This is a genomic window from Microvirga massiliensis (genome assembly GCF_001006805.1).
Lineage (GTDB): Bacteria > Pseudomonadota > Alphaproteobacteria > Rhizobiales > Beijerinckiaceae > Microvirga > Microvirga massiliensis.
The window spans coordinates 618454-639589 of sequence record NZ_LN811352.1 but is presented as its reverse complement, the minus strand read 5'-3'; the positions used below and the strand labels follow the sequence as shown (position 1 = coordinate 639589).

19 protein-coding genes are annotated in these 21136 nt (G+C 62.9%); 9 read left to right on the top strand and 10 right to left on the bottom strand.

The genetic code is table 11. The features are described from left to right. Positions 1-66 precede the first annotated feature (66 nt). Positions 67-2196 carry a S9 family peptidase gene (locus BN1233_RS11945; RefSeq protein WP_046863957.1) on the bottom strand — a complete coding sequence of 710 codons (2130 nt, stop codon included), beginning with the start codon at positions 2194-2196 and terminating at the stop codon, positions 67-69. A 336-nt stretch (positions 2197-2532) separates the two neighbouring features. Between BN1233_RS11945 and BN1233_RS11940 the strand changes: the two genes are divergently transcribed. Then, a complete protein-coding gene (locus BN1233_RS11940) occupies positions 2533-2964 on the top strand; it encodes a Ros/MucR family transcriptional regulator (protein WP_046863724.1) in 432 nt (143 codons plus the stop codon). 47 nt (positions 2965-3011) lie between these two features. Here the strand turns inward: BN1233_RS11940 and BN1233_RS11935 are convergent, their stop codons facing one another. Beyond that, positions 3012-3455 carry a SufE family protein gene (locus BN1233_RS11935; RefSeq protein ID WP_244470683.1) on the bottom strand — a complete coding sequence of 148 codons (444 nt, stop codon included), beginning with the start codon at positions 3453-3455 and terminating at the stop codon, positions 3012-3014. Between the two features lie 637 nt (positions 3456-4092). Here BN1233_RS11935 and BN1233_RS11925 point away from each other — a divergent pair. The 3 genes from BN1233_RS11925 (at position 4093) to BN1233_RS11915 (ending at position 7226) form a co-directional block, all read left to right on the top strand. Then, the gene (locus BN1233_RS11925; RefSeq protein ID WP_046863721.1) at positions 4093-5859 is read left to right on the top strand and encodes a sensor histidine kinase; all 1767 of its coding nucleotides are present in this window, start codon (positions 4093-4095) and stop codon (positions 5857-5859) included. 48 nt (positions 5860-5907) lie between these two features. After that, the gene (locus BN1233_RS42810) at positions 5908-6630 is read left to right on the top strand and encodes a peptidoglycan-binding domain-containing protein (RefSeq protein ID WP_048707847.1); all 723 of its coding nucleotides are present in this window, start codon (positions 5908-5910) and stop codon (positions 6628-6630) included. 242 nt (positions 6631-6872) lie between these two features. Continuing rightward, entirely contained in the window at positions 6873-7226 is a 354-nt protein-coding gene (locus BN1233_RS11915) for a DUF1491 family protein (protein ID WP_046863720.1), read from the top strand. Here the strand turns inward: BN1233_RS11915 and BN1233_RS11910 are convergent, their stop codons facing one another. After that, positions 7227-8336 (bottom strand): DUF2336 domain-containing protein, encoded by a 1110-nt coding sequence (locus tag BN1233_RS11910; protein WP_048707845.1) that lies wholly within the window; start codon positions 8334-8336, stop codon positions 7227-7229. 581 nt (positions 8337-8917) lie between these two features. Here BN1233_RS11910 and BN1233_RS42805 point away from each other — a divergent pair. Continuing rightward, positions 8918-9514, top strand: a complete 597-nt coding sequence (locus BN1233_RS42805) for a hypothetical protein (RefSeq protein WP_048707843.1) — start codon at positions 8918-8920, stop codon at positions 9512-9514. Positions 9515-9546: 32 nt separating this feature from the next. On the opposite strand, the gene BN1233_RS11900 is transcribed toward BN1233_RS42805, so the two are convergent. Genes BN1233_RS11900 through BN1233_RS11890 form a run of 3 tightly spaced genes read right to left on the bottom strand, consistent with a single transcriptional unit; the run spans position 9547 to position 13012 of the window. Next, a complete protein-coding gene (locus BN1233_RS11900) occupies positions 9547-10119 on the bottom strand; it encodes a DUF1254 domain-containing protein (protein ID WP_046863719.1) in 573 nt (190 codons plus the stop codon). Next, positions 10116-10769 (bottom strand): DUF1214 domain-containing protein, encoded by a 654-nt coding sequence (locus BN1233_RS11895; RefSeq protein WP_063776626.1) that lies wholly within the window; start codon positions 10767-10769, stop codon positions 10116-10118. Before BN1233_RS11895 ends, BN1233_RS11900 begins: the two co-directional genes overlap by 4 nt. Before the next feature lie 20 nt (positions 10770-10789). Beyond that, the gene (locus BN1233_RS11890; protein WP_046863718.1) at positions 10790-13012 is read right to left on the bottom strand and encodes a transglycosylase domain-containing protein; all 2223 of its coding nucleotides are present in this window, start codon (positions 13010-13012) and stop codon (positions 10790-10792) included. A 197-nt stretch (positions 13013-13209) separates the two neighbouring features. Between BN1233_RS11890 and BN1233_RS11885 the strand changes: the two genes are divergently transcribed. Further along, complete coding sequence (locus BN1233_RS11885) at positions 13210-13707, top strand: YcgN family cysteine cluster protein (RefSeq protein WP_046863717.1); 498 nt, start codon at positions 13210-13212, stop codon at positions 13705-13707. On the opposite strand, the gene BN1233_RS11880 is transcribed toward BN1233_RS11885, so the two are convergent. After that, a complete protein-coding gene (locus BN1233_RS11880; RefSeq protein ID WP_046863716.1) occupies positions 13699-14775 on the bottom strand; it encodes an AI-2E family transporter in 1077 nt (358 codons plus the stop codon). The genes BN1233_RS11885 and BN1233_RS11880 overlap by 9 nt on opposite strands. A 34-nt stretch (positions 14776-14809) precedes the next feature. After that, a complete protein-coding gene (locus BN1233_RS42800; protein ID WP_048707841.1) occupies positions 14810-16081 on the bottom strand; it encodes a PRC-barrel domain-containing protein in 1272 nt (423 codons plus the stop codon). 1650 nt (positions 16082-17731) lie between these two features. Between BN1233_RS42800 and BN1233_RS11865 the strand changes: the two genes are divergently transcribed. The 3 genes from BN1233_RS11865 to BN1233_RS11855 are packed head-to-tail and all read left to right on the top strand — an operon-like array spanning position 17732 to position 19902. Beyond that, complete coding sequence (locus BN1233_RS11865) at positions 17732-18229, top strand: hypothetical protein (protein WP_147707168.1); 498 nt, start codon at positions 17732-17734, stop codon at positions 18227-18229. A 27-nt stretch (positions 18230-18256) separates the two neighbouring features. Continuing rightward, entirely contained in the window at positions 18257-18502 is a 246-nt protein-coding gene (locus tag BN1233_RS11860) for a hypothetical protein (RefSeq protein ID WP_046863713.1), read from the top strand. Then, a complete protein-coding gene (locus BN1233_RS11855; protein WP_046863712.1) occupies positions 18499-19902 on the top strand; it encodes an MBOAT family O-acyltransferase in 1404 nt (467 codons plus the stop codon). Before BN1233_RS11860 ends, BN1233_RS11855 begins: the two co-directional genes overlap by 4 nt. A gap of 4 nt (positions 19903-19906) precedes the next feature. Here the strand turns inward: BN1233_RS11855 and BN1233_RS11850 are convergent, their stop codons facing one another. Both BN1233_RS11850 and BN1233_RS11845 read right to left on the bottom strand, forming a co-directional pair. After that, positions 19907-20941 carry an NAD-dependent epimerase gene (locus BN1233_RS11850; RefSeq protein WP_046863711.1) on the bottom strand — a complete coding sequence of 345 codons (1035 nt, stop codon included), beginning with the start codon at positions 20939-20941 and terminating at the stop codon, positions 19907-19909. Further along, the coding region (locus tag BN1233_RS11845; protein ID WP_048707836.1) for a UDP binding domain-containing protein at positions 20938-21136 on the bottom strand (199 nt) is incomplete at its 5' end. The genes BN1233_RS11850 and BN1233_RS11845, both read right to left, overlap by 4 nt.

The following is a 21136-nucleotide window of genomic DNA, read 5'->3' as shown; positions in this document are numbered from 1 at the left end:
AGCCCGAGATCCAGACTCCTCTGCTCACCGTCAACCTCGGCGGGAGGAAACCCGGCGGCCTACCGGTCAAGCCTCCCGGGCCGGGCGGAAATCTCTGATGGCCTTGAGGGCGAAGGCATAGATGAGAGCGACCTCCTCCAGCCGTTCGAAGCGTCCGGCTGCCCCGCCGTGCCCGGCATCGAGATTGATCCGCAAGAGGATCGGGCCTCCGCCCGTCATCGTGGCGCGCAGGCGCGCGACCCATTTGGCGGGCTCCCAATAGGTGACGCGCGGGTCAGTGAGACCGCCGAGGGCGAGAATCGGCGGATAGTTCTGAGGCCGGATGTTGTCGTAAGGCGAATACGAGGAAATCATCCGGAAGGCCGCCTCGTCCTCGCCAGGGTTCCCCCATTCGGGCCATTCGGGCGGCGTCAGCGGCAGATCGGCGTCCAGCATCGTGTTGAGCACGTCGACGAAGGGAACCTCCGCCACGATTCCGGCGAACAGATTCGGCGCGAGATTGGCGATGGCGCCCATCAGCATCCCGCCCGCGCTTCCGCCATGGGCCACGATTCGGCCGCGCTGGGTAAATTCCTGATCCGCGAGCGCCTCTGCACAGGCGATGAAATCCGTGAAGGTGTTCTGCTTCTTCTCGCGCTTTCCGTCGAGGTACCAGCGCCAGCCCTTCTCGGTGCCGCCGCGGATATGGGCAATCGCATAGACGAAGCCGCGATCGACCAGCGATAGGATGTTCGTCCTGAACGATGCCGGCATGGAGGCTCCATAGGAGCCGTAGCCGTAGAGGAGGCATGGTGCGGAGCCGTCGATCGGCGTCTCGCGCCGGTAAACCAGCGAGATCGGCACGGCGGCGCCATCGGGGGCGGTCGCGAAGATGCGCCGGGACACATAGGCGGCCGGGTCGTGCCCGCTCGGCACCTCCTGGCGCTTGCGCAGGGTCCGGGTCCCGGACGCCAGATCGACGTCGGTGACTTCACTGGGGGTCGTCAGAGAGGAATAGTGAATCCTGAGAATGTCGGTGTCGAACTCGTAGCCTGCGTCGAAGCCCAGGGAATAGGCCTCTTCGTCGAAGGCCAGTACCTGCTCATCGCCCGATCCGATGTGGCGCACGACGATCCGGGGCAGGGCATTCTCCCGCTCGAGGCGGATGTGATGGCGCGCCAGAGGCACGTGCGAGAGGATCATGATGCCCGGACGATGAGGAACGAGGTCGGACCAGTGCTCCCGTCCCAGGGTCGCAAGAGGCGCCGTGCAGAGCTTGAAGTCCTCGGCTCCGTCCGCATTCGTGCGGATGAGGAGCTGATCCCCATGGTGCTCGACGTCGTACTGGACCTTTGGCTGCCGTGGGGCGACCAGCCGTGGCTCGCTGCCAGGGGCCGAGCGATCGATGAGATAGACCTCGGATGTCTCGTGATCGCTGGAGTCGATCACCACGAAAGCGTCCGACTGCGTCGACCCCACATGGACGAAGAAGCCGGGATCCGGCTCCTGATACACGAGGACATCAGCCGAGCTCGGCTCGCCGAGGCGGTGCAGCCTGACCCGGACCGGCCGGTGGTTCTCGTCGAGCTCCACGTAATAGAAGCTCGCCGAGTCAGCTGCCCAGACGACGCTGCCGGCGCTGTTCGGGACTTCGTCCTCCAGGTCATGTCCGGTCGCGAGATCGCGGACGCGGATCGTATAGTATTCCGACCCTTTCACATCGGCGCTCCAGGCGAGAAGCCGATGGTCGGGCGAGTGTTCCGCGCTCCCGAGATCGAAGAACGGATGCCCGGCTGCAGCAGCGTCGCCGTCCAGGAGGATCTCCTCGCCGTCACGGTCCCGGGGTTTTCGGCAGATCAGAGGGTGCTGCCCGCCTTCGCGGAAGCGCGAGAAGTATGAGAACGGCCCGTCCGGGCTGGGCACGGTCGAGTCGTCTTCCTTGATGCGGCCCCTCATCTCGGCAACGAGGTCCCGGCGGAGAGTTTCGGAATCCGCGAGCACCTCCGCGGTATAGGCATTTTCGGCCTCGAGATACGTGCGGATCTCCGCAGGCAGGGCGGCCGGGTCCTTGAGGACCTCTTTCCAGTTTTCGGCCTTCAGCCAGGAATAGTCATCCCGAATCGATACCCCGTGCACCTCGAACTGGTGGGGGTGGGCAGGGGCGACCGGTGGCTCGGGCAGCAGGCTGGACGGGTGAGGCTGGGAGGACTCGATCATGCGGACTCTGTTTCGGGCGGTGCCGCGGGCTGCGGCGGCGAGGCGCTGCCAGATGTGGCGCGGCATTGCCCTTGTGGCAACCGGCGGGCACCGGACGTAGGATTACCCAAGCAAAAGGAAGTTAATGATCAGTCGTGAACAGTTTTCGCATGAAGTATCTTGTAACCGGAATCGAAATGACTTAATTCCTGGCTCAGGTAGGCGGCTGAGGCATGTTCCGGTACGGACAGTCTAGTCGGGATTCATAGCGCGCGGACGAATTAGCAAGAACAGCCGCAGTTCGGGGCGTTATCTGGGCCGCCCGATCCGTTAGAAACGGAAAGGAATTGAGCCGAAATGAGTGACACGACGACAACGACAAATTACATCGAACTGGCGGCAGATATCGTCTCCGCCTATGTAAGCAACAACTCCGTCCCGTCAGCCGATCTGCCTTCGTTGATCAACGAAGTGCACGGCGCTCTACTCAAAGTGGGGGGCGGGACGGTAGAAGTGCCAGCCGAGGCGCCGAAACCCGCAATCTCGGTCAAGCGGTCGGTCACGCCGGATTACATCATCTGCCTGGAAGACGGGAAGAAGTTCAAGTCGCTGAAGCGCCATCTCCGGACGCAGTACGGCATGACGCCGGAACAGTATCGTGAGAAGTGGGGTCTGCCCGCCGATTACCCGATGGTTGCGCCGAACTATGCCAAGGCGCGTTCAGAACTCGCCAAGGAGATGGGCCTGGGCCAACAACGGCGGAAGCGCCGGGGCAGCCGCAGCAGCTGACGGAGGGCCGACAGGGAGCCGCTCCAGGCCGCCCCACGTGGCCGGAGCTACTGCAATGCTGCGCTTGCGTCGTGCCGGATGCGATCGACCATCGAGCGGACGCCGTTCGAACGCTGAGGCGTGAGGTGTTCTGAAAGGCCCAAGTTGCGGAAAAGCGAGATCGCATCCGTCGAAAGCACCTCGCGCGCCGTCCGGCCGGAATACAGCGCTATCATCAGCGCAACGAGGCCCCGGACGATGTGAGCATCACTGTCGCCGCGCCAGATCAGGCGCGGATCTTCGCCGCTCTGATCGACCCGAGTCTCCAGCCAAACCTGGCTGGCGCAGCCTTTGACCCGATTCGCCTCGGTGCGCGCCTCCTCGGGCAGAGGCTCCATGAGGCGGCCCAGCTCGATCAGATAGCGATATCGCTCCTCCCAGTCGTCGAGGAACTCGAAATTCGAGAGAATCTCGTCGATATCTGGAACCATCGTAGCCTTATCGGGAACCATCGTGTCCGTCCGGATGCCCTCTGCATATAGGCGGCATGCACGTCGTTTGCGACGGCTGCATGCCGCCTGAATAAGGTCCGCGGGCCTGCGCATGGGCCCGGTCCGGATCCGCCTCCAGCCCCTTGTCGGGAACACCCAAGGCGAATGTCGATGATATGGCTTCGTTGAGGATCCGATCCTGAACGGGTTGAGGAAGCCGTCGCAGCATACCCATAAGATCAGTCGGGACAGGTGCTTCGGCCCCCTCGAAACCGGTATCGCGCAGGGGCGACAGATAGAAGATCAGGCCGATGACGGCGACGACTCGAAGAATGAAGAACACTGGCAAACCGGGGCGCGATGAATCGGTCGGCCCCGGAAAATACTCCTCATCGGGCCGGGTTGGCGGAATTCACGATCCAGGATGAATGAAAGGTTGAGGGATGATTTTCACGAGGCGATCACCATAGGGATCTCCTGCGAAAATCCCTGCCGCGCCTCGTTCAAGGGAGCTGAAACGTTGGCTCGCGAGGTCCCTCCAGGCCCGGTCCGGCAGCCCGCTTAGGGTTCGCTTAAGCGGCTTCTGCGACGGTCGCGCACCAGGAAACGGGCGCCCGGATGTTAGTGAGGGCGGCCGCTGATACGGGCGATTGGTGCGATGAGTTGGATCGATGACTGGCTGGAGGGCGTAGTACATCGATCCGCACGCCAGAGCCCGACGGAGCGGTCTCGACACGAGCGTTTCATCGTCGCGCGCGCGGTGTCTGCCCTCACGGCCCTCGCCGCGCTGCCACTCTACTTGGTGGTCAGAGGCGTCCCGAGCCTGACTGAGTTTCTTGCCGTGCTCGCACTCTCATCTCCGCTCGCCGCAGTTCTGTTGACCGCGCGGACGGGCCGTATGGTCCTAGGCCAGGGCGTCGTTTCGGTCGTGATCGGCTTGCTGGCGCTGTTGCTCGTTCCCGCGCGAGGAGATCTCGTCGCTGCGCTGGCACTTCTCGGCCTTGTGGTGCCACTCGACAGCCTCTTCTGCGGCGCCAAACGGGCGATCTTGCCGGCTGCCGTGGTGAGCGTCCTGGGAACCGCGATCGTTCTCGTCCTCGTCGCCGCCGGGCTCGCGCCTCCGAAAGGAGAAGCAGGCTCCATCGCTCTGGCGGTCGGCACGGCTCTCGCGATTGGCCACGCCTTCTCGATCGCCGTGCAGGACCGTCGAATGAAAGGCCTGATCGCAGAAGCGCTGAGCCTGCGTGTCGCGCATGACTCGTCGATCCTGGAATCGATCGATGACCTGGTCACCTGGCACGACCGGAATGGGCTGGTGCTGAAGGCCAACGCCGCTGCGAGTCGGCTCGTGGGAGTACCCGTCTCGACTCTGCTGGAGCGTGGATTGCTCGCTCGGATTCACACTTCGGACAGGCCCCTCTTTCTTCGGGCGATCAGTGATGCGGCGCGCTCATCCGAGCCCGTCGTGGTACGGTTCCGAGTCGAGAAACCGGGCAGGGCGGATTCATCCGGTGCTCCGGTTCCTGACACCTGGGCGAATTCCCGAGCGGTGCAGGAGGCGATCTGGATGGAAACACGGGCCCATCGCGTGCCGAATGCGTCCGCGGGCGAAGCTACGGTCGTTGCCGTGACCCGAAGCATCGAGGATCACGTCGTCCAGGCACAGGAGTTCGAGCGTCTCAAGCGTTCGGCCGAGCAGGGAGCAATGGCACGGACGAGGCTCCTCGCTCAGGCATGCCAGGAATTGCGCCTGCCGGCCCAAACGATTGCGGGTTTTGCCGATCTCCTGCGCGCCCGAAATGTGCAGCCTCGCGGAGATGAAACGCCGGCCTACGTCGAGGCGATTCGCTCCGCGGGACGTGCGCTTCTCGGCACAGTCTCGAAACTGAGCGATCTGTCGAAGATCGAGACTGGGACTTACGACATCGAGCTGGAACCAGTCGCCGTCGACGAGGTAGTGCAGGACTTCACGGAGGCGCTGGGAGATGCCTGGGCGCCGAATGCATCGCGAATCGTCTCGGACGTGCCTCCCGGACTCCCTCCGTTACGGATCGATCGCAGGGCATGCCGCGATTTGCTGACGGTGCTCGCAGAGATGGTGCAAAAAGCCGTGCCGGCCGGAACAATGCTCGAATTGCGCGCAAGGCGGAAAGGTGAGCGTGTGTGCCTGACGGTCGGTGTTGCATCGCCGACGGGCAGGGCCATTGCGTCGGGTCGCTTCGGTGATGGAGGGCTCGCTCTTCAAGTCGCCCGCGGATTGGCCGACCTTCACCATGGGCGGATCGCCCTGATCGTCGGAAGCCAGGGACCGGAGGCCATGCTGAGTCTCCCGGCGGAACGACATGGCAAGAGCCCGATGTCGGAGCGGAGTGCCGCAAGCCCGATCCCGGCAGTCTGCGGTATGCTTGCTTTCAAGATGGATTGAAGACCAGTGCGAAGTGCTCTTGCCATTCCTACACGCGAGGCTGCTCCCATGAGACGAGCGGGCCGCCAGTCACCTCCGCCATCTCTGGTCCGGCAAGCGGCTGTCCAGGCCGTCGCTCTTGCATGGCGCTATCCGCTAGAATTCGGACTCGCCGCCGCGCTGACGGCTGCGGGAGGCATGATTGCCTGGAACGCGCTGGCGCTGCAGACCGCTCGTCACCCCGCGCCCTTGTTCGCAACACGCCAGGCGGTGGACGCGGCTCCGACTCCTCTCCCGCCGAATCGTCCTCTCGTGTCCGAAGCCGCCGTCGAGCCACATCCTGCCCCCATGCTGCAGCCCTCCACGCAGGTCCAGAATCCGCCTCGCGCCGCACGAGAGGCGATCACCGATCCGGCGAGACCGGAGGCAGCGCCCGTCGCAGCCCCACGGCCCGCACCGGCAGCCGTTCCGCTTCCGGTACCGCGCCCGGCGACACAGCCTGCACGTGAAGCCAGACGAGATCCGATCGCAGAACTGATCCGGGCCGGCGGCGAGGCGCCGATCCCTCCCGGCTTTGTAGGGAGGCCTGAAGCGACTCTTTCGGTCGAGCAGGGTCAGCGCGCCTTAGAGAAGCTGGGATATGGGCCTTTGCGGGCCGACGGCATCATGGGAAGCGCCACCCGCCAGGCGATCGAGCGGTTCGAGAAGGACCACCGGCTACCGGTAACGGGTGAACTCGGTGCTCGCACCAGCCGTGAGCTCGCGAACGCGTCCGGGATTGCGATCGAGTAGCGCTTAGCGGCGAGACGAATTCGGGCGTCGGGTTGAGCGCGGCTCTGCGAAACCCGCGCCGTGTCTCCCAGGATTGCCTCCGAAAGCATCTTCGGCTTGTACATTTCCGGACGTCGTGCTGCGAAGAGCATTCATGTCACACGAGTCCTTTCCGCTCTCACGGTATTGGCTCTGATCCTCGATTTTTTATAAGTTCAGGCGACACGGCTCTCGTCGCCTGAAATTGCGCAAGGAGCGCATCAGTGGCGCGTTTGCGTTCGGACTTCTGGGTCGCCGCCTATCTGCGTCAGTGTGCGATCGACATGGTCGACGCGGTGCTGCGTTATCGCGGAGCAGCCGAAGCAGGCACGATCTTCGTCAAGGTCGATCATCGCGACGGAACGGCAAGCCTCTTTGGGCCGGCACCCCAGAGTCTGGTGGAGTCGAGCTCTTCGGATCGCCTGTTTACGACGCTCCTCGCACGGGCTTCTCCCGCCGATGTCGAAGACCGCATACGACGGGAGAGAAAGTTCGATCCCGACCTGTGGTTGCTCGAGGTGGACAGCGGGACGATGCCGCCTCATCTCGCCATCGTGGACGAACCGGATTCCGGCTGATCACCGCGCCACCCGGCGCTCTGCAGCCGGATTCTCCAGGCGCCGTGCGGTATCGAGCGCACCGGCGCGCTCCGGCACGCCGGACGGGTCGAACAGCGGCTGGTGCTGCCCGCGTCGCTCGATGTCGGCCGTCAGGTTCAGGATCGCTTCGACGAGCGCAAGCGCAATCGGTCGGGCCACGGAACGGAAGGTCCGGACCATCCCGAAGACCAGTGGGACGGAATGCGAGATCGCAGGATGGATCGTCAGGAAGACGCGGGTTGCGCAGTCCTCGTCGAAGCCACCGGCACGAAGCCCCAGTGGAAGCAGATCGCCGCGTCCGGGTTCGAGAAAACGCCAGGGAGCCGGGTAGGCAAAGCGGCATGCTCTTGCGAGCTCCGCCTCGACGGTATCCATCGCGCCTTCCACAGCGGCGAGGACGAGTGCCTCGATCGCTGTGGGCTCCGGGCGGGGTAAGGTGCGCGACCGCTCGAAGAGGGCCGAAGAGGCGAGCCGCGTCCGGATTTCGGTTTGCCGGGCACCATCGGCGGCGAGGTACAGTGCTGCCTCGTCGACGGGGGTGAGGTCGTCCCGGCGAAGGATTGCAGCAGCCAGACGATCATCGGCACGAGCGCGACCGAGGAGGTGGCGGAAGGCGGGACTCTCCGGGTCGATTGCGGCATTGGCCGCGAGCGCCAGATCAACCTGTGGCTCGGCGAGGATGGCCAGCTGTTCGTAGACCGCTTCGCTCAGGTCTGTTCGCTCCGCCAGGGCAGCACGGTCCACCGACGAGCTCATGAGCAGGGCGACACCCGCATTCGAGAGTTTCGGAGCAGTACGCGCAACCCAGGACCGTTCGCCAGGCAGGGCCTGAATCAGATAATCCACGACCGTTTCAGGCGTGTCCGAGCATGCAGCGAGTGTGTGAAGTACCGCCTGTGCAGTGTCGCGATCGACTCTCTGCAGAAGTCCCAGCGCGAGCGCCTCGAAGGATCGCTGTACTTCCCGGTCGCGAGCCGGAGCCCCTACGAAGAGTTCGGCTTGGGCTCGCAGAAGAGCCGAGCGAAGTGCCGCCGGTTCCCGCGCGCCCAAAGGCATCTCCCACAGCGTGGTGTGCGCGGACGTCGACATACGCAACTCTCGAGATCCGATCTCGTAACTTCGAAACGAATTAGCAGGATCGGCTTAGCGGACTGTTAACCGCGGCGGCCCAGGACTTCACGATCAGTTCATTGCTGTCACGGAACCTGAAGCGCGGCAGCGTCGTTTTACAGGCAGCGAAGTGCATGGATCGAGGGTCGAGGAAACCGCCTGTTAACCATGGCGCTCTTTTGTAGCGGGAGCAAACGCCGGCGGTAACTCGTGCTGGCTGGAGGACCGGATGATAAGTGAGGATCAAACGCGGATGGCGGCTGTGATCATCGCTTTCCCTGACCCGTCGTCCAGACCGACCCGCTCCGCTCCCGGACCGGAAGAACCGCGTGGCGAGATCCTCCTCTTCACCGGTGTGCGCTATGAACGCCTCGATCCGAACCCCGGGCCATCACGTCCGGTTGCCTCTGACGGACGCGGAAAGAGGAGAAGATCGTAGGGCCCGGGCCTCGAGGAACTGGCTTGCTGCATTCGGCGCCTTCGGTTTCGCGTTATGTGCTTGCGTGCCGGAAGGCGACTTCGGACGGGTTGATCCTTCCATTGCGACACGGAGCGTCACGATGGCGGCTGTTGGGGAGCTGCCTTCAGCGTCCGCTACAACCGCATTGCCTCTCACCGATGATGAAGCCGAACTGAGACAGAGGGCCTATCGGTTCCTCTTCCAGAGCACCATGTCTCCCGAGGCATATTATGCGAAGCTCGTCGGCGTAGAATTTCGCTCGCCCGCCTCGCGCTTTTTCACGATCGCAGATGATGCCACGGCGGACCGTCTTCTGATTTCACCTTTTGCGGCAAACGCGCGCCGGGTCTTTGCTGTCGACCGAGCCCGCCTTTCGGGATCGGTGTATGTCGCCGATCTCACGCCACCGGAACTCAACGCAGTTGTGCTCCGTGTCCGCGAGAACCGTTGTCTGGTAGCCCAGGTCAGAACGGCCGCCATCGCGCGCCTCGGATCCTATCGGTACGCCGTCGAGCATGGCTTCCTCGCAATGCCTCAAGGGCAAGCCATAGACGCGGAGCGGTCCGTGAATGCGCTTCAGTTCGCGATCGGCGAACTCGATGAAGTCTCGCCAGCCATCTGGAGAGGAGGCTCCTGCATCGAGGCCGACACGGCACATGTCAGGCGCAAGAGATCCACGCTCGTGACGAAGGGCTGAGTCTGCGCCAGCCTGTCGGCCGACAACGCCGGTCAGCTCGTTTCGTCTCCCTCGATCACACAGGAGACCGAGCGCGCCGTCTCTTCCGCCTGGGCTCTCTGGCTCGGGAACGGGGCCGCCACCCGGACCACCACGAAACCGGTCCGACGTGGAGACACGATGCGGACATCCTGAGAGGGGGCTTCGTCGCTCTCCGCCGCAAGGGCTTCATCCAGCTGACGGCGCGTAAGGACGAGGACATCCAATTCGCCCTTCACGGCCGCGCGGTCCGTCAGGGCAAAGAACACGGCTCCGCCCTGTCCGTGAAAGGAGAGCGACTCGAAAGCCGCCCCTCCGACTCGCGCAGAAATCCGCGACGGCCCCTCGGACAGGTCGAACGCACAGGCGGCGACGACCACCGATGGATCCCCCTGGGGCAGCCAGTCCGAATCCGCTCCGGGAGCGCTGATGACCACTGCGTGATCCTCAGTGAGCGAGTGCCGCAGATTTGAAAACGCATCGTTCTCGGCGAAGTCCGGCGTGCGCAGGATCACCACGAGATGAATGATGGCAGCCAGAACGAGGCCGCAGAGCGTGGCGAGGAGGAAGCGTGCGCTCTCGCTCATGAGCACTCCCCACGGTCGATTCTCGGAAGATCATCCGCCTCGAGCGAGCCGGCACCCGCTGCCGCGGTGGTGTCATAAAGGCGAAGAGTCAGAGTGAACCGCCCCTCCGGAAGCTGGATCCAGTTGCCCGGCTCGAGATTCCTGGAAAGCGAGATGTTAAATTCGTCTTCGTCGCCCCAAAGGACTTCAGCCGACGTCATGCCGCTCCGGCCGAGCCCGGTCTGGATGAGCCGTCGCTCGGAATCATAAACCGTCAGCGTCCACAGGCGTGCGCTCGGTGTCGTGCCGGCGACCCGATATGTGCAGCGTGCATCGAGCGGTTCGCCGCCACTATCGACCGAGGCATTGAGTGCAAGCCCCTCGCCGATAGCGAGCGGAATTTCGCCCCGCCGTGCCACCATCGCACGCGCATAGGGGTCCGCCTCGGTAGAGCCGACCTTGGGCCATGCCTTCCAGGGACCGGCAGTCACGGAACCGAGCGGGTAATCGGCACTGACGGCATAGAACGCTGATCCCACACCCACGAGCAGGCCGAGGGAGCATGCATAAATCACCAGGGCGGCCGTCGAGAGGCGTCGCGGTCCCCTCGTGGGCTTGTTTCCGGGTGGCCGCGTTCGGCTCCCCGGCGCTCGATTGATTGTACTCGTCACGTCAGAGGTCTCGGGGATGATCAGGGCATCGCCATGCGTCGATGCTGCGGTTCCGGGTCGGCCTGAGCCTGCGGCGAGCGTGCGGGTGCCGGCGGTGGAGGAGGGGACTGGAGGCGATGGAACAGACTTCCGATAGACCCCAGGACATCGAAAGAGCGGCGGGACAACGTTCCAGATGAGAGAGAAGACCCGCCGGCATTTGCATCGGAATTCGAGCCCGAGCTCTTTCCGGACGCGGAGGCGACGGATGCGGCGCCGTCGCTGCCGAGGCCGGGAATGGGTCTGATCTCCAGATTCTGGTGGGCGAACGACATCACTTCCTTCCATGTCATCGCGGGAAGCGTGCCGCCGGTCATGTTCTTGGTCGATGTATGGTCGTCATTCCCGAACCAGACGCCAGCCGCGAGGTTTCCAGTGTATCCTACGAACCAGGCATCGCGGTACGCATTCGTCGTTCCCGTCTTGCCGGCGGTTCGGATTCCATCGAGCGCTGCACGCCTCCCGGTGCCTTCCTCCACGACCTTATTGAGCATGAAGTTCATGTCGGCCACGACACGCGGCTCGAGCACCCGCGGTTGAGGATCGTCGCGATCATGCCTGTAGATGACATCCCCGGTCGAATTTCGCACCTCCCATGTCGCATAGGGGCTCGCCCGGAAGCCGCCATTGGCGAACACGGCAAAGGACGCCGTCATATCGATGACCGTTACTTCAGCGGCGCCGATCGGAAGTGACGTCGAGTCCGTCAGCGGGTGTGTGAGACCCATCTTGCGCGCGGTTTCGATGATCTTCGCGCGCCCCGCTTTGGCATTGCCGCCCCCGATCTCGAGAGACATCCACACCGGGATGGAGTTGATCGACCGGGCGAGAGCATTCACCAGGGGCATCGCCCCGGAGAACGAGCGATTGTAATTCTGGGGGCACCAGTTGCCCAGGCAGATCGGCCGATCGCGCACGATCGAGGTAGGGCGCAGGTTCGGATTCACCGTGAGCGCCGTCGCATAGACGAAGGGCTTGAATGACGAGCCCGGCTGACGAAGCGCATCGACGGCGCGATTGAACTGGCTCTGACCATAATCCCGGCCACCCACCATGGCGCGTATGGCCCCGTCAACGTCCATGACCGTGATGGCGCCCTGGTCGGCATCATATTGCCGGCCGTACTGTCGAAGCATGTCTTCCAGGACCTGCTCACTGCGCCTCTGGGTAGCACTGTCGAGCGGCGTCTTGACGATGAGGACGCGATCGTCGCCCAGCTTCCCTTCCGCCGAGAGCCGCTTCACCTGCTGGAAGGCCCAGTCCAGATAGAAGTCGGGCGAGCTCTCACGATTGCGATTGACCGGCGTGGCAGGGTTGCGGCGAGCAGTCTGGATCTGGCCCTCCGTGAGGAACCCGGCCTCGACCATGTTCGTGAGGACATCATTCGCCCGTGCCCGAGCGGCCGGGAGGTTGATATGTGGAGCGTAACGTGTTGGAGCCTTGAAGAGGCCGGCGAGCATTGCCGACTCGGCCAGGGTGAGATCGCGTGCCGATTTGCCAAAGTAGTATTCTGCGGCCGCCACCACACCATGCGTCCCGCCGCCCATGTAGGCTCGATCGAGATAAAGCTTGAGGATTTCGTCCTTCGTGAGATGGAACTCGAGCCAGACTGCGAGAAAGGCCTCCTTGATCTTCCGTTCGAGCGATCTTTCGTTGGTCAGGAAGAGATTCTTGGCCAGCTGCTGCGTGATTGAGGAGCCGCCCTGAACGACACCACCATCGCGGGCATTGACGGTGAGTGCGCGGAATGTCCCGATCGGGTCGATGCCCCAGTGGTCATAGAAGCGCCGGTCCTCCGTCGCCAGGGCGGCCTTGACGAGGTAATCGGGATAGTCCTCGAGCTGGTAGGAATCGTCATGACGGATCCCGCGCCGCCCGATTTCCTGGCCGTAGCGGTCCAGAAAGGTGACGGCCAGTTCCTGAGTCTTCAGCCAGCCCTCATCCGTCTCCCGGAAGGCCGGGATCGCGAGCCCTAGCATGAGGACTCCGCCGGCGAGGCCGAGTGTGACCCCCTCGCTGGTCAGGTCGAGAATGACGCGGAGCGGGCCCCGGACACGCAGCTTGTTGACCGCTCGCGAATAGGATCCCCAGGCGGACTGGAGCGAGCGCCCCCCCTCGAAGAGCGAGGAGTTCAGCCACGCATCGAAGTCGAGCGCCGCGCGTTTGATGCGGGTCCAGACGGATGGAGAGCGGAGCGGGCGCACAGCAGTCCTTGAAGTCGTTCTGACTGGTCCGACAGCCGGTGAACCTATCAGGCTTTATGGGGCGGGACGAGGAAAACTCGCCTTCCGGAAAGGCAAAGGTAAACGCGCTCGGGGACGGCACGTTTCACATCCTCGCCTGAATTCCGTTACAAGGCGAGAGACCGCTAACCTGCGGTGAGACCGGCAGAAAGTGCGACATTGTGACTGTGGAGACGGAATTTGAGGCGTTCTGGCGCTCGAAGCCCCTGGAGGCCATGAGCGACCGCGAGTGGGAGAGCCTCTGTGACGGATGCGGCCGCTGCTGCCTGGTCAAGCTCGAGGACGAGGACACGGGGGAGATCGCCTATACGGATGTAGGGTGCACGCTGCTGGACTCGGATACCTGCCGTTGCCGCAATTACGAGAACCGGCAGACGCTGGTACCGGATTGCGTTCGCCTGACACCGGCGACCGTGACGACGCTGTCGTGGCTTCCACCGACCTGTGCCTATCGCCTTCTGGCGGAAGGGCGCGATCTCTATTGGTGGCACCCTCTGGTCTCCGGTGATCCTGAGACCGTCCACACGGCCGGAATTTCGGTCCGGGATCGGGTGGCCGGCCCGGAGGAAGACTTCACCCTTCGAGAGTTGCTCGAGCGCACGGTCGTCTGGCCGCTGGAAGACATGGAGCGCAATGATGCGGAGCCCTCACTTTGATGGCAGGCGGCCAGCTTCGGAGGCAGGCTCTCCGGGAACGGGCGTGGCCTCGCCTAGGGTCTCGCGGACATAGAGTTTCTTGACGAGGACGAACGCCACCACGGCAAGCGGGAAACCGAAGATGAAGCCGGGAGTCCCGAACAGGACCCCTCCCGCCACGATCGCAAAGAGGGCCAAAGCGGGAGGCACCGCGACAGCGCGTTTCTCGATCATCGGAAAGATCACGTTTCCCTCGAGTTGCTGAATCAGGACGAGAGCGCCGATCGTCCACAGAACTGTGTAGCCATCGACCGTGAAGGCAAGGAGGATTGCCGGCACTGCCCCGAGAATGGGCCCGACGAACGGAATGAAGTCCATGAGGCCGGCAATCAAACCGAGAGCGATGAACGAAGGAACACCGATCAGCCAAAGAGCGGTGGCCGTCAGCACGCCGACGATCGTCATCGCGATGAGCTGACCGATTACCCATAGTCGCAGCGCCCGTCCGGCAGCGGTCAGAGACGATTCGATGCGGTCGTGCTGTGCGGCCGGGAAGAGCTTCACGAGGCCCATCCAGTAGGTCCGTGGAGCAGCCGCGATGTAGATCCCGCCGATCGCGACGAGCAGGAAGTCCGCAAGGCCGCTCAGGACCGCACCGCCGATCCCGGCAATCCGCGCGACGAAATCGCCACCCGGGGTTAACCCAAGCATCTCCGGCCACTGCTCGACCAGTGCGCCGAGTCCCAGCTCCTTCAGCATGTTGTTGAGCGCGAAGGGAAGCCTTTCCGCGACGAAGGACAGTTGCGTCCGCATTTGCGCGCCGAACAGCACAATGACGGTGACAAAGAGCAGGACAACCAGGATCGTGGCTGTCGTCAGCGCCCACCGGGAAGGAACACGGCCGTACTGCTCCAAGGCGTCAGCAGCAGCATGCAGGATGACGGCAACAAGCACGGCCCCGAACGCCAGAATGAGAACGTTCGAGAGCTTCCAGAGAATCAGCGCCAGAAGAACGAATGCGGTGACGATCAGGACACGGCGAATGAACGGCCCGTCCTGAAAGCCGTCCCAACGCCGGAAATCGTTCATGCCTTATGCTCCCGACGCTGGCACGTCGGATGCGTCAACGCAAAACCGGCACGACGGCGGCTTCATCGACGTCGAGTTCTCGATATCCGCGACCGTCCTTGAATTCCGGCATGGCCTTGACGGAATCGTCGGTGACCTCGGAGGCGACCAACCGATCCTGCCTGAGGGCTATCTGATCAAGGGGAATGGCTATGCTCTTCCGTCCAAGCCCCAGGAAGCCTCCATAACCCACGATGAGGAATCGGCGATCCTGAGGTCCGGAGACGACCTTCGTGATCGGGCCGAGCTCAGCGCCTCCTGCACCGTAGACTTTTCGCGCCTCGAGATCGGAAATCTTGAGGGATTGCTGAACCGATCCTGGGATCGCCCCCGTCTGGGGAGGCCCGTTCGCAGGTGTCGCGAGCACTGCCGACCTGAAGTCGGAGTTCAGGCTTGCCTGTGCACCTTGCTGGGTCAGGTTGGTGCGCGGAGCTTGTAGCGGTGCGTCCTGCTGCGCTGCCGAATTGCCCGAAGGCGAACCGGTGTTCTCTGCGGTCACCGCGTCGGCAGACTCGAACCGGATCTTCGGCTCGCCTTCGGCCGGCTGATAGATGATTTCGGGCTCTCCAGTGCGCTCGAACCGAACGTCCGGTTTCTGACGATCAACCTCGAAGTTCGGTTGGGCCTGAGTCTGCGGCGGCACGATCTGGACTTGCGGCTGGGCCATCCGAACTTCAATCTGCGGCTGCACCATCGCGATATTCACGTCAGGCTCGGGCATGCGGACGATGATCTCGGGCTGCGGCTGCTGAACCGTGATGATCGGCGGAGCCTGCCGGACGATGATCTCCGGGCGTTTTTGGCGGATGGTGACGTTCGGCTGCTTCTGCTGGACGAATACCTGCGGGGGAGCGGCTTCGGCGACCGGCTGCTGAGCGGAATCCCGTGGGACAGTCTGCATGGCTGCAGTCTGCGGCGGGGCTGGCTTGGGTGCTCCTGCGGGGCCGTTCGGCGTTCTGGAGTTCAGCCCCGCCATATCGGTCTTGGTAGCGCTTTCCTCAGCTCTGGTCAGGCGGTCGAGGTTTTCACGGCAGGGGTCCGGAGCCAGCTCCTGGCGCCAAGCCCGAGCCTGCTCCAGGGTGACTCGCTTTTCCGGGTCCGGGCTCTGCTTGAGATACGCGATCAGGCTGTCGCACTCGCTTATGGCCGCTTTGGCACGGACCTCGCCCGAGGGAGCGGCTACCGGCGCCGAGCCGGGTGACTGCGCCTGCACGGCCGATGCAAGGGCAGTCGCGCCAAGAAGGGCGCTGAGCAGCACGGACCGCATCGATCTCTCCATCCTCGACATGAGTGTCTGCCTGACAATCAGCCAAGCCGCACATAGTTCCTGACCGGGGAACCGCAGCCGTCTCAAGCAGTTCTCCTTGCGGAAGGGCATGGCGATGGTTTCTCAGATTATATCTTTCATCTTGGGTGCGGTCGCGCCAGTCATGATGGTTGGATGGCTCCTGTTGAACGGATAGGATTGACTGCTGCGAATCTTATGCCGCGGGTCAGCGGCCCGTTTGAGCAGATGAATGGGGTAAGCAAGTACATAATTAGGCGAGCGAAACTTCAATTCGACTGTTCCGGATCCTCCGGCAACCGGAAAGTGTTTCGGAAAATTGTCTGGCGAGCGTCGTGATGGATCGTCTGGCCCGGCCAGACGCTTGCGCCTAAAACATTCGCGCGGCGAACCGTCCTGCCGCGATGCCAATTGGGCGGTCTCGAAAGTCTTTCCGACCCGCCACACTTCATTCGACCGCGAAGCGAGTCGTAGACAGCGAAGATATCCTGGTCTCTGCAGTTTCGTATCGGTTCGAAACGAGAAGTGTCGTCTACGAGCATCGCACGCATCGAAGCAGTGACTCGAAAAGAATGTGCTCACGATGACGAGCTCAGCCTTCTGGCCTATGGCTTTTGTCCAGGCACGCATGCTCTTGAGGTCTTTCTGACAGCGCGATAGGCCTGTTAGCGGCTACTTGGCCGAAAGCTGTTCGGTTTCGGTATATCGGGGCGCTGGTAGTGTGAGTTTCGCGTTTCGCTGGCTCCCCGTTTCCCTCGGCGTTGTCGTTTGCGCTCTGTTCGTCGTCTGCAAAGGACAATTTCCCGGCATCGGGAGCGGTAGCTGGCTTCCGGCATTCGTTACGAAAGCCGATGGAATCCACGTAGCCGATCTCCCTGAGGGAGTTCGCGGCAAAGCGGTCATCCGGGGTATGCTGTTCGAAGTGCTAGCCCCGCATAGCCGGGACACGATGTGCTCGCTCGTGCGGCCGCACTTTCCGTCAGCATTTCGGAATGTGTGCGGCAAACCCTGGAGAGCGGTCTCGGCGACTCCGCTTCGCCACGGTACTGCAGCAGGAGATTTCACTCCGACATTCTGGTTCTCCAACGATCAGATTTTCCGGAGACAGACACAATTCCCGGCGCCTCCCGGAACCGGCTACTATCTCTGGGTTCCAGCCAGCAGAACGTCCGCAATTCTCTTCGCGGTCGGGATTCTGCTGACACTGGCAGCTTGCCTGCGTTTTCGGACCCTTCAGCGCACCGGTCTCCGGCTTCCGCCGGGTATTGCAGTGGCGGTGACTGTCTCCATGACGGGTGCGGTTGCAGTTGCGCTGCTTCATGGCGCGGGGCGACTATCCGCTCTCGTTTCCGGAGCTCTTCTTCTGGTTTTAATGAGCTTGGTCCCTCGCCTCCGAATTCAGCGAGGGAGGGCAGGGATGATGCTCGCTGCCGTCGGTTTCGTCGCGGTCCATATCGTCGTGCAGATGCTATCCAGCCATGCCGACGCATTGTACCGCTCCGAGCCACGCCGACTCGCCAAATTCGCGAGAGAGGAGATTACGCCCCGGGGTGCCATCCTTCTTCTCGGCAGCAGCTACACGGTGCACGGGATCAATCCGTCCACCGTCGAATCGGAACTGCAAGGAGGGGCGTGGCAGCGCGGATTATCATCCTGGCAGCTGGGGGGATGTCCCCGATCGAGCGCATGGTGCATCTCCGCGAGACCCTAGCGCGCAGTAGATTCCGTCCCACCGCGGTTCTGTTTGAAATCTCAGCCTATTACGATCACGACCCGCTTCGCTTGTTTCGGCAAAATCGTTTTACCGATCGCATGATCGGCATGATGGATCGGGCGAGTGCGCGAGAGAGCCTGGACTGGATCTGGGTCGATTCGAGCGTGGCTCTGCGGGAGAGATTGATAGCCTCCGTCGATGTGCTCGAACACGCATTTCTGCGAGCTCTGGGTGCAGGTTTCCTGCACGGCAGCGAGACCTATGAGTCCGTCGTGCCGGAACCGCCTCTCGTCACGCCGCAACGGGACGCGATGAGCACCATGGAACTCGATGCTCGGATGGGTTCCGCGATCGAAGGAGATGGAGCCGCATCGACGGCCGATGATGAACACTCGCGCTGGGCGGCAGGCTTCTAGGCGGCTCGCATCAAGGAATTGCGCAGGATGGGGATCGATACCTTCGGCTTCTATGCGGTTCCCGTACTTTCGTATCCGGAGCGGATGTACAGAATCTCGTTCTGCTCTCAGGAGCAAGTCCACCCTTGCGCGCCCATGGCCGACAAGGAGTTTCTGAGCGCTCTGAACAGGCCGGAGCACTGGTTCGACGCCACGCATCTCAACGGCGAGGGCCGCGAGATGAACTCGCGCCGGTTCGCGGAGTGGATCCACGTGAGTGGGATCCTGAAGTGAATTTCGTTTCCCTGCAGTTCCTGCTCTTCTTTGGCGTCGTCTATGGACTCTATTGGTCGTGCTCGACCAACCGAGTGCGAACCATCCTTCTGACGATCGCCAGCTATCTGTTCTATGCAGCATGGGATTGGCGCTTCTGCAGCCTCATGCTGCTGGTGACGCTCAACGCCTATTGCGCCGGGCGAGCGTTGCAGCGGGATCACACCAGAGCGCTTCCGGTTCTCGTTGCGAGCATCGGCTCCAGTGTCGCGGTATTGGCTGTCTTCAAGTATCTCGATTTCCTGGCGCTGAACGCCACGAGCCTTTTCGAGGCACTCGGACTGAAGCTTTCGGTGCCGCTTCCGAGCATTCTCCTCCCGGTCGGCATCAGCTTTTATACGTTTCACGCCATCAGCTACGTCGCCGATGTCCATCGGCGCAAGGTGGCCCCGTCGACGAACTTCTTGACCCTTGCCCTTTACATCGCATTCTTTCCTCAGCTGATTGCAGGGCCAATCGTTCGAGCTTCCTCCTTTTTGCCTCAGCTTTACCGAAAGCGTCATTTCGGGCCGACGCAGCAGATGCACGGCGTGCTGTTGTTTCTGCGCGGACTGCTCTACAAAGCCGTCATTGCCGATACGCTCGCTTTGATCGTGGATCCTGTCTTCGCCGACGTGGCAGGAAGCAATGCCTCCTCACTCACGACTGCAGCAATCGCATTCTACGGGCAGATCTATTTCGACTTTGCAGGCTATTCCTGCATGGCGCTCGGGACGGCGCGATGCTTCGGGTATAGGCTGCCCAGGAACTTCGATTATCCCTACCAGGCCACATCGGTGACGGAGTTCTGGCGCCGGTGGCACATCTCGCTTTCCTCCTGGTTGAGAGACTATCTCTACGTTCCGCTCGGCGGCAATCGAGGGTCCCATGCCCGGACCCACCGAAATCTGTTCCTCACATTCATCATCGGCGGCCTGTGGCATGGCGCGAGCTGGAATTTCGTGCTCTGGGGCGCATTGCATGGCACCGGGCTTTGCGTTCACAAAGCCTGGTCAACTGTAAGGTCGGAGTTCAACCTGCCCGGACTTGGACCCATTCTGGGGCGGGCTATTGCGCTTGCCCTGACACAGCTCTGGGTGCTGGTCGGCTGGGTGTTCTTTCGGGCCGAGACACTGCCCGATGCGATGATGATCCTGCGCGCAATCGGGAACTCACCCCTTGAAGGGACCCGGGACGGAACGATCCTCCTGATCCTCGGCGTGATCGCTGCCGATCACGTCTTTCGGCCGTCACGCCGGAGAGCCCCGCATTCTGACCGGTTCGCCGAGAAGGCTGTCTGGGTGAGCCTTGGCGCTGCCGCCGCATTGCTCATCATGCTCATGCCGGTCGCCCAGAAGAGCTTCATCTATTTCCAGTTCTGATGTCCTATCGAGTGACTGCTTCCTGAAGGTAGAACGCTCTGTACCAATCGACGAAGCGTCGGATCCCTTCCTGGATCGGTGTTTTGGGCGAGAACCCGACGGCCGCCGAGAGATCGTCGACATCGGCGTAGGTCGCGGGCACGTCGCCGGGCTGCATCGGCAGCAGGCGCTGCTCGGCCTTCCGGCCCAGAGCCGTCTCGATCGTGGCGATGAAGTCCCGCAGCCGCACCGGCGTATGATTGCCGATGTTGTAGATTCGGAAGGGCGCCGCGGCAGTCGCGGGATCCGGCCGGTTCGGATCGAAAGTCGGGTCGGCACTCGGCGGATGGTCCACGAGCGCCACGATCGCATCGACGACGTCGTCGATATAGGTGAAGTCCCGCTCCATCTCGCCGTTGTTGTAGACGTCGATCGGCCGCCCCTCCGTGATCGCCTGCACGAACTTGAAGTAAGCCATGTCGGGCCGCCCCCACGGGCCGTAGACCGTGAAGAAGCGCAGGCCCGTCGCACGCACCCCGAACAGATGCGCATAGGTGTGGGCCATGAGCTCGTTCGCCCGTTTCGTTGCCGCATAGAGCGAGACCGGATGGTCGGCCCGATCGTGCTCGGAGAACGGCACCTTTTCGTTCGCGCCATAGACCGAGCTCGACGAGGCGTAGATCAGGTGGGAGACCGGGTGGTGCCGGCAGGCCTCGAGGATCGTCAGAAAGCCCGAGAGGTTGGAGCGCACATAGGCATGGGGGTGATCGAGGGAGTAGCGGACCCCCGCCTGGGCCGCGAGATGGATGACGACGTCCGGCGCGAAGGCCGCCATCTCCCGGGTGAAGGCCTCCGAATCCGCGATGTCGAGGCGGGCGAACCGGAAGCTCGGATGCTGGCGCAGTTCCGAGAGTCGCGCCTCCTTCAGGGCGACATCGTAATAGTCGTTGACGTTGTCGACCCCGAGGACCTCGATGCCCTGCGCGGCCAGACGAGCCGCGACATGGAAGCCGATGAAGCCGGCGGCGCCCGTGACGAGGACCCGGCGCGTGTCGCTCACGCGGGCTCTCCCGCTTCGGTGCCTCGTCCGACGCTGACATAGTTAAACCCTGCGCGTTGCATTTCGTCAGGGCGGTAGATGTTTCTGAGGTCGACGAGCACGGGGGCGTTCAGGGCGGCCTTGAGGCGCTCGAGATCGAGCGCCCGGAACAGGTCCCATTCGGTGACGATCACCAGCGCATCGGCGCCCGCCGCG